Origin of the sequence: Caulobacter sp. 17J65-9 (genome assembly GCF_010975005.1) — a bacterium.
Classification (GTDB): Bacteria; Pseudomonadota; Alphaproteobacteria; order Caulobacterales; family Caulobacteraceae; genus 17J80-11.
Window position 1 is genome coordinate 1 of the sequence record NZ_JAAIVC010000140.1, and the last position, 10,447, is coordinate 10,447.

Annotated in this window: 9 protein-coding genes and 1 tRNA gene; 6 read left to right on the top strand and 4 right to left on the bottom strand. The window is 72.5% G+C overall.

Annotated elements, in window-relative coordinates:
* Positions 1 to 39: 39 nt before the first annotated feature.
* Positions 40 to 1,752: a gamma-glutamyltransferase gene (ggt, locus tag G3573_RS16890; protein WP_163262741.1), complete on the bottom strand. Its 1,713-nt coding sequence runs from the start codon at positions 1,750 to 1,752 to the stop codon at positions 40 to 42.
* A gap of 96 nt (positions 1,753 to 1,848) precedes the next feature.
* Here ggt and G3573_RS16895 point away from each other — a divergent pair, with 96 nt between their 5' ends.
* From G3573_RS16895 to G3573_RS16915, 5 genes are all read left to right on the top strand, one after another.
* On the top strand, positions 1,849 to 2,898 hold the full coding sequence (locus tag G3573_RS16895) for a P1 family peptidase (protein WP_163262743.1): 1,050 nt from the start codon (positions 1,849 to 1,851) through the stop codon (positions 2,896 to 2,898).
* Between the two features lie 56 nt (positions 2,899 to 2,954).
* Complete coding sequence (locus G3573_RS16900; protein WP_163262745.1) at positions 2,955 to 4,181, top strand: hypothetical protein; 1,227 nt, start codon at positions 2,955 to 2,957, stop codon at positions 4,179 to 4,181.
* Positions 4,182 to 4,303: 122 nt separating this feature from the next.
* Positions 4,304 to 4,380, top strand: a tRNA-Arg gene (locus G3573_RS16905).
* A gap of 142 nt (positions 4,381 to 4,522) precedes the next feature.
* The gene (locus tag G3573_RS16910) at positions 4,523 to 4,831 is read left to right on the top strand and encodes an autorepressor SdpR family transcription factor (protein WP_163262747.1); all 309 of its coding nucleotides are present in this window, start codon (positions 4,523 to 4,525) and stop codon (positions 4,829 to 4,831) included.
* On the top strand, positions 4,828 to 5,202 hold the full coding sequence (locus G3573_RS16915; RefSeq protein ID WP_205598318.1) for an ammonium transporter: 375 nt from the start codon (positions 4,828 to 4,830) through the stop codon (positions 5,200 to 5,202). Before G3573_RS16910 ends, G3573_RS16915 begins: the two co-directional genes overlap by 4 nt.
* On the opposite strand, the gene G3573_RS16920 is transcribed toward G3573_RS16915, so the two are convergent.
* Positions 5,199 to 6,479 (bottom strand): glycerate kinase, encoded by a 1,281-nt coding sequence (locus G3573_RS16920; protein WP_205598319.1) that lies wholly within the window; start codon positions 6,477 to 6,479, stop codon positions 5,199 to 5,201. The genes G3573_RS16915 and G3573_RS16920 overlap by 4 nt on opposite strands.
* A 141-nt stretch (positions 6,480 to 6,620) precedes the next feature.
* On the opposite strand from G3573_RS16920, the gene G3573_RS16925 reads away from it, so the two are divergent.
* Entirely contained in the window at positions 6,621 to 8,891 is a 2,271-nt protein-coding gene (locus tag G3573_RS16925) for an HWE histidine kinase domain-containing protein (RefSeq protein WP_163262751.1), read from the top strand.
* 68 nt (positions 8,892 to 8,959) lie between these two features.
* Here G3573_RS16925 and G3573_RS16930 read toward each other — a convergent pair whose 3' ends face one another.
* On the bottom strand, positions 8,960 to 9,856 hold the full coding sequence (locus G3573_RS16930; protein ID WP_163262753.1) for a pirin family protein: 897 nt from the start codon (positions 9,854 to 9,856) through the stop codon (positions 8,960 to 8,962).
* A gap of 88 nt (positions 9,857 to 9,944) precedes the next feature.
* A complete protein-coding gene (locus tag G3573_RS16935; protein WP_163262755.1) occupies positions 9,945 to 10,232 on the bottom strand; it encodes a DUF1330 domain-containing protein in 288 nt (95 codons plus the stop codon).
* Positions 10,233 to 10,447: the final 215 nt, after the last annotated feature.

The window sequence follows — 10,447 nt, forward strand, 5'->3', positions numbered from 1 at the left end:
ACCCCGGCCCTCTCCCCCGCAAAGCGGGGGCGAGGGCTTTTACTGCGCCGTCAGCACCACGCCCTCGCGCCGCTTGTCCGCGCCGCCTTCCAGACGGTCGCCGCGGCGGATCACGCCGTGCAGGCCCGAGCCCTCGCCGCGGCCGGCCTGGACGGTCACGCCGCGCTCGACCAGCCCCGCCCGCACCTCGGGGCTGAGCTTGTCCGCCTCGCCATAGGTGGTGTCGCCGCGCGAGATGACGTTCGGCAGGTCGATGGCCTGCTGCATGCTCAGGTTCCAGTCCAGCACGCCCAGCAGGGTCTTGAGGTTGTAGGCCAGGATGTTCGACCCGCCGGGCGAGCCCAGGGCGGCGACGAAGCGGCCCTGGGCGTCCAGCACGATCACCGGCGACATGGACGAGCGCGGCCGCTTGCCCGGCGCCACGGCGTTGGCGGCCGGCACGCCGTCCTTCTCCGTCGGCGAGAAGGAGAAGTCGGTCAGCTGGTTGTTCAGGAAGAAGCCCGCAGCCATACGGCCGGAGCCGAACAGGCTCTCCACCGAGGTGGTCATGCTGACCACGTTCCCTTCGCGGTCGACCACCACGAAGTGCGAGGTGCCGGCGGGTTCGCGGGTGCGGTCGGGGGCGCGCACGCCCGCACCGGGCGGCGTGCCGGGGGCGGAGGCCGGCCCGGCCCGCTCGCCGATCAGGGCGGCGCGGCTGTCGACGTAGGCGCTGTCCAGCAGGCCGCCGGTCGGCACGTCGACGAAGGCCGGGTCGCCGACATAGCGGTCCCTGTCGGCGTACATCAGCCGCTGCGCCTGGGTGAACAGGAACCAGCCCTTGGGATCGCCCGCGCCGTGCGTGGCCACGTCGGTGCGCTCCAGGATCTCCAGCGCCTGCAGCAGCGACACGCCGCTGGACGGCGGCGCGGCCGAGCAGACCAGGTAGACGCGGTAGTGCGTGCACACCGGCGCGCCCTTGCCGGGGCGATAGCCCTTCAGGTCGGCGACGCTCAGCGTGCCGGGGCGGGGGCCTTCGTGCACCTTGGCCGCGATGGCCGAGGCGACGGCGCCCTCGTAGAAGGCGCGCGGGTCGGCGGCGATGGCGCGCAGGGTGGCGGCGTAGGCCGGGTTCTTCAGGGTGTCGCCGGTCTCCACCAGCGTGCCGTCGGCCTCGGTGAAATAGGCCTGCACGTCCGGCCGGGCGTTCTGCGGGGCCTGGCCGTTGACGAAGTTCGACAGGCGCGGGCTGACGGTGAAGCCCTCGTCGGCCAGCTTCTCGGCCGAGCCGAACAGGTCCTTCCAGGCCAGCCGGCCGTGCTCGCCGTGGGCGGCCGACAGCATGGCCACCACGCCGGGGGCACCGGTGGACCGGCCACTGATCACCGCCTGGTCGAAGGGCAGGGGCTTGCCGGCCTCGTCCAGGAACATGGTCGGCGAGGCGCCCGCCGGCGCGGTCTCGCGGCCGTCATAGGCGGTGATCTCGCCCGACTTGGCGTCGTAGACCAGCATGAAGGCCCCGCCGCCCAGGCCCGAGCTCTGCGGCTCGACCAGGCCCAGCACGGACTGGATGGCGATCGCCGCGTCGACGGCCGAGCCGCCGCGCTTCAGGACGTCCATTCCCGCCTCGGCCGCCAGCGGGTTGGCCGCGGCCACCAGCATCTCATGCGGCGCGGCGCCGGCCTGAACGGCCGGCTTTTCGGCCGGGAACGGATTGATCTGGGCGCAGGCCGAGACGGCCAGGGCGGCGGCGAGTACGGCGACGAGACGCATACGAGGCTCCAGCTTCACCGACGCAGATAACGCGCGAACGCTTCCACGCAAACCGTCGATGGACCCCGGACGTCGCTTCGCCGAGCATGGTTCGTCATGAGCAGCCCCGATTCGCCCCGTCGCGCAGGCCCCGGCCCGCGCAATCTGATCACCGACGTCGCCGGTCTTTCGGTCGGCTCGGCCCACGACGAGCAGGCCCGCACGGGCGTCACCGTCGTGCTCGCCGACGCCCTGACGGTGGCGGCCATCGACGTCTCCGGCGGCGGGCCGGGCACGCGCGAGGGCGACGCCCTGGCCCCGGAGAACCTGGTCGGCCGGGTCGACGCGGTGGTGCTGTCGGGCGGCTCGGTCTACGGCCTGGGCGCCGCGGACGGGGTGTGCGCGGGCCTGGGCGCCGGCGGGCGGGGCTTCCGCCTGCGCGACATGGACGGCGTGCCGCCCTCGCCGATCGTGCCGGCCGCCATCCTCTATGATCTGAACAACGGCGGGGCGAAGACCTGGGGCGAGACCCCGCCCTACGCCGCGCTGGGCCGCGCCGCCCTGGCGAGCGCCGGGACGGAGTTTGCGCTCGGCACGGCCGGGGCCGGCTACGGCGCCTTCGCCGGCGCGCTGAAGGGCGGGCTGGGCTCTGTGTCGGCGGTGACGGCCGACGGGATCACCGTCGGCGCCCTGGCCGCGGTCAACTCCTTCGGCTCGGTGGTCGGCCCGGACGGCTGCTCGTTCTGGGCCGCGCCCTACGAGATCGGCCGCGAGTTCGGCGGCACCGACCCGGGCGAGCTCTACGCCGAGCCGGACGCCTGGCCCTTCGCCAAGCTCGATCCCGGCCCGCGCGAGAACACCACGGTCGCCTGCGTCGCCACCGACGCGGTCCTGACCTCGGCCGAGGCGAAGCGGGTGGCGGTGATGGCGCGTGCGGGCCTCGCCCGCGCCATCCGCCCGGTGTTCGCGCCCTTCGACGGCGACGTGGTGTTCGCGCTGGCCACCGGACGGGTCGAGCTCGCCGAACCGCGCGCCCTGGCCGTGGCCCGCATCGGGGCGCTGGCGGCGGACTGCCTGGCTCGGGCTGTGGCGCGCGGGGTCTATGCGGCCCGCGCGTGGCCGGGCTGTCCGGTCGAGGACTGGGCGACGTCGGTGGCGCGCAAGTAGCCGTCCAAGCGTGGCCGTGGTAGGAACCTCGTTGTCTCAGATAACGAGGTTCTCCGATGATGGCTTGGCGCAAGGCGACCGTGCTGGCGGCTGCGTTCATGGGCGTGGGCGCGGCCCCGGCCCAGCCCCAGCAACAGGTGACGGGCCCGGTTTCGACCTACTGGATGAGCGCCGAGACGGCGAACGGCATGTTCGCCGGCGGGGGCGGCGCGCCCGACATGAGCGCGATGATGAGCATGGCGGCCGGGGGCGGCGGCGCCGACCAGGTCGTGCACACGCTCGACCTGCGGCTCGGCTCCGCGAAGACGCCGACCGGTGCGCCCAACGCCGAGCACCTGCCGCCCGCCGTGCTGAAGGCCGGCCAGAGCCTGCCGCTGGTCACCCCCGTGCGGACGCCGGCGGCCGCGCCGGGGCCGATGAGCTACGGGCCCATGGAGAAGCCGCGCGGCAAGATGCTGATCTACTGGGGCTGCGGCGACCGCGCCCGGCCGGGCCAGCCGGTGGTGATCGACTTCGCCAAGCTGGGCTCGAAAACCCCCATGCCGAACCTGCAGACCATTTCGGTCTCGCCGATGAAGGGGCCCTCGGCCGACCGCAACGCCACCTACGGCGAGTGGCCCAACCAGAAGACCCGCACGCGCGTGCCCGGCGACGGCTCGCTGATCGGCGAGCACCTGATCCGCGGCAACTACACCTCCGACATCCGTTTCGCCCTCGCCCAGGGGCAGGACTTCCTGGCGCCGCTGACCCTGACCTCGAACGCGCCGACCGACACGGGCTCGGTGCGGCTGGCCTGGAAGCCGGTGGCCGGGTCGCAGGCCTACCTGGCCAACGTCGTCGGCGGCGACGGCGAGACCATGGTCCTGTGGAGCTCCAGCGAGGTCCAGGGCATGGGCATGGGCTGGAACGACTACATGTCCCAGGACGACCTGCATCGTCTGGTCGCCCAGAAGGCGCTGATGAACCCGCAGACCACCGAGTGCCGCGTGCCGGCCGAGGTGGTGCAGGCCGCGCCCGGCGGCGCCATGCTCAGCATGATCGCCTTCGGCGGCGAGGCGAACTTCAGCTATCCGCCGCGCCCGGCCGACCCGAAGGTCCCCTGGAACATCGATTGGGCGGTGAAGGTCCGCTACAAGTCCACCACCGGCGGCATGCTCGGCATGGACATGGCGGCGATGATGGCGAACGGGGACGGCGAAACGCCGCAGACGCCGCCGCAGAAGCCGGGAAAGGGCGACAAGACCAAGGCCATCCTGCGCGGCCTGGGCTCGATCATCCCTTAATCAACAGCAGATTTTCCGCGCGCGCAGGTTCGTCGAGAAAACCGTCGCGGGACGGCTTGCGCGCCGGAATGTTTCCGACTAGGTATCGCGCCCTCGCCGCCGGCCACCCGGCGGAAAGACAGGCGCCCGTAGCTCAGCTGGATAGAGCACCAGACTACGAATCTGGGGGTCAGGAGTTCGAATCTCTTCGGGCGCGCCATTTCCCTTCAAGGGATCGCGAAAAGGCCGGGTCGCAAGACCCGGCCTTTCTCGTTTCCGGTTTCGATCATCGCTGAAGGCGCGCAGGCGCGCGATCCAAATCGCCGCTTGACTCATTTCGACGATTAGCTAATCGTCTTATCATGAGCCATGTGTTCAAAGCCCTTTCCGATCCGACCCGCCGCCGGGTGCTGCTGCTCCTGCGCAAGGGGCCGATGAGCGCCGGCGAGCTCGCCGACCAGTTCGACGTCTCCAAGCCGACCATGTCGGCGCACTTCGCGGTGCTGAAGGAGGCCGACCTGGTCCACGCCGAGAAGGCCGGCAAATCCGTCATCTATCACCTGAAGCTCTCGGTGCTCGAAGAGGCGCTGCTGGGCTTCGCCCAATCGTTCGGCTTCGGCGCCGAGGCGGCCGAGCCGAAGCCGGAGCCCAACAAGGAGACCGGACAATGAAAAAGGACCTGACCGGCGCGTTCGCCTGGGGCGGCGGCATCCTCGTCGTGGCGCTCGTCGCCAGCTACGCGCGCCACCACGGCTATGTCGACAGCGACACCGTCACGCGCCTGGTCGTCGGCCTGAACGGGCTGATGATCGCCTGGTTCGGCAACCGCATTCCCAAGACCGTCGTCCCGAGCGCCTGCGCCCGCCAGGCCCAGCGGGTCGCCGGCTGGTCCATGGTGCTGAGCGGGCTCGCCTACGCCGGGCTGTGGGCCTTCGCCCCGATGCAGGTGGCGATCACCGCCGGTTGCGGCGCGGTCATCGCCGGGATCGCGGTGACGATCGGCTATTGCCTGTGGCTGCGGTCCAGGGCGAAGGCCGCCTAGGCCGAGATGAGGATGGCGCGGAAATCATTGACGTTGGTCCGGGTGGGACCGGTGAAGACCAGCCCGCCGGCAGCCTCGAAGAAGCCGTAGGCGTCGTTGGCGGCCAGCCGGTCCTTGGCCGACACGCCCCACGCCGCGGCGCGGGCCAGCACGTCCGGGTCGATCACGGCGCCGGCGTTCTCCTCCGACCCGTCGATCCCGTCGGTGTCGCAGGCCAGCGCCTCGACGCCCGGCGCGCCGTCCAGCTCGATGGCGAGCGCCAGCAGGAATTCGGCGTTGCGCCCGCCGCGGCCCGAGCCGCGCACGGTCACGGTGGTCTCGCCGCCGGAAAGGATGACGCAAGGCGCGCGGACCGGCCCCTCGCCGGCGAGGATGTCGCGCACGACCCGGGCGTGCTCGCGGGCCACGTCGCGGGCCTCGCCCTCGAGGTAGGGGCCCAGCACCAGGACCGCGTAGCCGAGCGCTTCCGCCGCCTGCCTGGCGGCGTCGACGGCCAGGGCGGGGGAGGCGATGATCCGGTAGTCGGGCGCCTGTCGCGGGTCAGGCTTCGGCGTCTCCGAGGCCGGGGCGGCCAGCCAGGCCGTCACCGAGGCCGGCGCGTCCGGCACGTAGCGGGCCAGGATGGCCGCCGCCTCCTCGCGGGTGGTCGGGTCGGGCGTCGTCGGCCCGGACGCCAGCACCGACGGGTCGTCGCCGGGCACGTCGGAAATGGCCAGGGTGACCACGCGGGCCGGGGCGGCCAGCTCCGCCAGACGCCCGCCCTTGATGGCGGACAGGTGCTTGCGCACGCAGTTGATCTCGGCGATCGGCGCGCCGCTCTTGAGCAGGGCGCGGGTGACGGCCTGCTTGTCGGCCAGCGGCACGCCCGGGGCGGGCCGGGTCAGCAGGGCCGATCCGCCGCCGGAGAGCAGGCACAGCACCAGATCGTCTTCGCCGAGGCCCTTTACGCGCTCGACCAGCCGGTCGGTGGCCGCCAGGCCCGCTTCGTCGAGCACCGGGTGGGCGGCTTCGACCACCTCGATCCGGCCGCAGTCGGCGCCGTGGCCGTGGCGCGTGATCACCAGTCCGGACAGGGGGCCCGGCCAGGCGGCTTCCAGAGCCTGGGCCATGGAGGCGGCGGCCTTGCCGGCCCCCACCACGACGGTGCGCCCACGCGGGGGCGAGGGCAGGCGCGCGGCCAGGCAAGCCTGCGGCAGCGCGGCCTCGACGGCCGCCCGATAGAGGCGGCCGAGGACATGCTGCGCCTGTGCGGCGGCGTCTTCGCCCGGAAAGTCCATGCCTCGACCTATGGGTTGGCTGTCCATTCAGCCAAGGCTTTTGTTCGCTCAGGCTCCGGGCCGTCCTGCTTTTCAGTCGGGACGCGAACGCCCGCGCGGCTCGACGGTTGAACCGGCAGGACCGGTCGGCAGCGGGCGCCCATGGCGATTCCACGACAGAGGCTCGTCGGCGTCGCCGCCTTTCTGGCGGCCTACACCCTGCTGTCCTACGCGGGCCTGCAGTGGACGAGCTCGGCCACGCCGGTGTCTCAGGTATGGCCGGCCTCCGGGGTGGCGATCGCGGGCCTGCTGATCGGCGGCCTGCGGCTCTGGCCGGTGGTGTTCGTGGGCGCGCTGGTCGCCGGGGGGCTGGACCAGGCGCCCTATCCTCTGGCGCTGAGCGTGCTGATGGCGGCCGGCAACACGGCCGCCTCCGTCGCGAGCGTCTGGGGGTTGCAGCGGCTGGGCATGGACCGGTGCATGCGCCGCCCGCGCGACATGCTGAACCTGACCTTCGTCGGCGGCCTGGGCAGCGGCGCGATCTCGGCCGTGGTCGCGGTCCTGGGTCTGGTGGCGCTGACCGGCATGAGCCGAGCCTCCGCCGAGATCGTCTTCGCCCGCTGGACGCTGGGCGACATGCTGGGCGTCGTGGTGGTGGCGCCGCCGATCCTGACCTGGGCCCGGCCCGAGCCGCTCAGCCGCGAGCGCCAGTGGTGGCTGCTGTTCGCCGCCCTGATGGTCACGACCGCGGCCATGGGCTGGGCCGCCTATGTCGCCCCTGACCATCCCGGCGGCATCTACCCCATGCACCTGGTGCCGGTGCTGATCCTGACCGCCTTCCTGCTGGACGCGCGCGCCACCACCTCCGTCACCCTGTTCGCCGCCGCCCTGGCCCTGTTCGGAGCCCTGACCGGCTCGCGGCCGCGGGCCGGGATCCAGTGGCTGGGCGACGAGCAGTTCGTCACCATCATGGCCTTCACCCTGGCCCTGGTCGCGATCATGACCGAGAACCTGCGCAAGGCGCGCTCGGCGCTCGAGGACCAGCGCCTCTATCGCCTCACCGCCGAGAACGAGGAGCGCCTGCGCATGTCGCAGGAGATCGGCCGGGTCGGCAGCTGGGACTGGGACGGGCGCACCGGCGCCGCCGTCTGCAGCGCCACCTTCTGCGAGATCTTCGGCTGGCCGCGGGAGAAGCCGTTCGTCACCTTCGGGGAGTGGGCCGGGCGGGTCCACCCCGACGACCGCGACCAGGCCATAGCCGACATGCGCGGCTGCATGGAGGGTCAGGGCCCGTGCGACCACGGCTACCGGATCGAGCTGCCGTCCGGCGCGGTCCGCCACATCGACAGTCGCGCCCGCGTGATCGAGCGCGACGCCGGGCGCGCCATGCGCATGCTGGGTGTGGTCCAGGACGTCACCGAGCGCAACGAGGCGGAGGAGCACCAGCGCCTCCTGATGCGCGAGGTCGACCACCGGGCCAAGAACGCGCTCGCCGTGGTGCAGGCGGTGGTGCGCCTGACCAAGGCCGAGACCCGCGAGGCCTTCGCCGCCGCCGTCGAGGGCCGCATCCAGGCCATCGCCCGGGCCCACGACCTGCTGGCCGCCTCGCGCTGGACCGGGGCCAGCCTCGGCAAGCTGGCCGAGGAGGAGGCCGCGCCCTACCAGGGCGTTCTGGAGGGCGGCCGCCGCCGGATCCGGCTGGACGGGCCGGAATTCATGCTGCGCCCCGATGCGGCCCAGCCGATCGCGCTGGTGCTGCACGAACTGATCACCAACGCCGCCAAGCACGGGGCCCTGTCCGTTCCAGGCGGATCGGTGGACCTGAGCTGGAGCGTCGACCGCGAGGCCGGCCGGCTCAAGCTGGTCTGGAGCGAAAGCGGCGGCCCGGAGGTCCAGGAGGCGCGCGGCAAGGGCTTCGGCTCGGTGCTGGTGCAGGCTTCGGTCGAGCGCCAGCTGGACGGCGTGCTGCGCCACGCCTGGCGTCCGGAAGGCCTCGAGGTCGACGTGGAGATCCCGCTGACCCGCACGCCCCGGCGCGGCGGCGCGGCGGCGTCGGGCGAGGCCGGCGCGCGCCCCCTGCTGCTGGTCGAGGACGAAGCCCTGGTCGGCCTGGACATGAAGGAGCGGCTGGAAGGCCTGGGCTGGCGCGTGGTCGGCCCCATCGCCGACGTCGACGAAGCCCTGCACGCGATCGAGGCGGCCCGCCCCTGCGCCGCCGTGCTGGACGCCAATCTCGGCGGGCGCTCGAGCACCCCGATCGCCGAGCGGCTCGACGCCCTGGACGTGCCCTTCGTCTTCGCCACCGGCTACGGCGACTACGCCAACGGGGCTGGCGACTTCGACGCGCCGGTCCTGGTCAAGCCGGTCACCACTGAGGAGCTGGCCCAGGTGCTGCTGGGCCTGGGCGTCGTTCCGCCCGAGCGGGCGGACTAGCGATCGCCCAGCATTTTCAGCCGAAGTGGACGCCGGTTCGGCGCAGAAAATGCGCAAACAAGAGAAATCTAGGACATCGGCTCCGGCGTCGGCTTCGGCGGGTCTTCCGGCAGCGGGATGAACTCCTGATTGTCGAGCGTCGGCAGCGGGATCCGCCCGGCCTTCCAGTCGGCCTTGGCCTGCTCGATCCGCTCGCGGCTGGACGAGACGAAGTTCCACCAGATGTGCCGCGGCCCCAGCGGCTCGCCGCCCAGCAGCAGCACGCTCGACGCCTCCAGCGCCCGGATCGCGGGCCCGGCCTGCGGGCCGAACACCACCATCTGGCCGACGCCGTATGCCTGGCCCTCCACCTCGATCCGCCCGCGCGCCACGAACACGGCGCGCTCCGGGTGGCCGTCGGGCAGGCCCAGGCTCGCGCCGGCCGCGAGGTCCGCGTGGACGTAGAACATCGGCGAGCGGGTCTTCACCGCGTTCTTCACCCCATAGGCCTCGCCGGCGATCAGTCGCGCCTCCACGCCCGTCTCGCCGAAGCGGGGCAGGGCGTCCGCGCCATAGTGGTCGAAGGCCGGGGCCATCTCCTCGTCGGCCTCAGGCAGGGCCACCCAGGCCTGGATGCCGTCCATGAAGCCGCCGTGGGCGCGCATGCCCTCGAACCGTTCGGAGTGGCTGATGCCGCGCCCGGCCGTCATCCAGTTGACCTCGCCCGGGCGGATCACCTGCTCCACGCCCAGGCTGTCGCGGTGGGTCAGCTCGCCATCCAGCAGGTAGGTGACCGTGGCCAGGCCGATGTGCGGGTGCGGGCGCACGTCGGTGGTGCGCGGAATGTTCGGCGGCAGGGTCACCGGCCCCATGTGGTCGAAGAAGGTGAAGGGCCCGACCATGCGCCGCTGGGCGAAGGGCAGCACGCGGCCCACCTCGAACCCGCCCAGATCCTTGCGCCGCGCGGGGATCACCAGCTCGATCATGTCAGCCTTCCGGATTGCGTTCAGGGAATGAACCTGCGAGCCGCGCGTGCGGCGCCCCGAACCCTGAAATCGATCCGACTGAGATCGGTTAGCGCCCGGCCAATAGCAAGGCGATGGTGTCGGCCCCGGCGCGGCGGTCCTCGGAGATCGCCTGGTATTCGTCGGACTCGCGGAACCGCAGGGCGGCCGCTTCGTCCGGAAACTTCAGCAGCACCACCTTGTCGTGGGACCACTCGCCCTCCAGCACCTGCGGGCGCTTGTCGGCGACCAGCACCTCGCCCTCGAACCGGGCGAACACGGCCCCGAAGGCGGCCAGATAGCGCCCGTAGGCGTCGCGGTCCTTGAACTTCAGCTGGGCCAGCAGATAGGCGGGCATCGCTCTCTACTCCGTCTGTCCCGACGAAAGTCGGGACGCAGATTCTTCCACCACGCCGAGCGGGCTTTACGGAGCGGCGGGACGCCTACCAGTCCGAGCGCACCGGCAGGCGCGACCAGCCGGCGTCGCGCGACCGGCGCGGCTTCTCCGGCTTGGCGGGCGAAGGCGCAGGCACGGCCGCGACGGCCGGCGCGGCGTCCGCCACGGGCGCGTCC

What these genes read in the sequence shown, in the direction of transcription:
- ggt (WP_163262741.1), bottom strand. Translation starts at nt 1,752, where the DNA reads ATGCGTCTCGTCGCCGTACTCGCCGCCGCCCTGGCCGTCTCGGCCTGC.
- G3573_RS16895 (WP_163262743.1), top strand. Translation starts at nt 1,849, where the DNA reads ATGAGCAGCCCCGATTCGCCCCGTCGCGCAGGCCCCGGCCCGCGCAAT.
- G3573_RS16900 (WP_163262745.1), top strand. Translation starts at nt 2,955, where the DNA reads ATGATGGCTTGGCGCAAGGCGACCGTGCTGGCGGCTGCGTTCATGGGC.
- G3573_RS16910 (WP_163262747.1), top strand. Translation starts at nt 4,523, where the DNA reads ATGAGCCATGTGTTCAAAGCCCTTTCCGATCCGACCCGCCGCCGGGTG.
- G3573_RS16915 (WP_205598318.1), top strand. Translation starts at nt 4,828, where the DNA reads ATGAAAAAGGACCTGACCGGCGCGTTCGCCTGGGGCGGCGGCATCCTC.
- G3573_RS16920 (WP_205598319.1), bottom strand. Translation starts at nt 6,479, where the DNA reads ATGGACTTTCCGGGCGAAGACGCCGCCGCACAGGCGCAGCATGTCCTC.
- G3573_RS16925 (WP_163262751.1), top strand. Translation starts at nt 6,621, where the DNA reads ATGGCGATTCCACGACAGAGGCTCGTCGGCGTCGCCGCCTTTCTGGCG.
- G3573_RS16930 (WP_163262753.1), bottom strand. Translation starts at nt 9,856, where the DNA reads ATGATCGAGCTGGTGATCCCCGCGCGGCGCAAGGATCTGGGCGGGTTC.
- G3573_RS16935 (WP_163262755.1), bottom strand. Translation starts at nt 10,232, where the DNA reads ATGCCCGCCTATCTGCTGGCCCAGCTGAAGTTCAAGGACCGCGACGCC.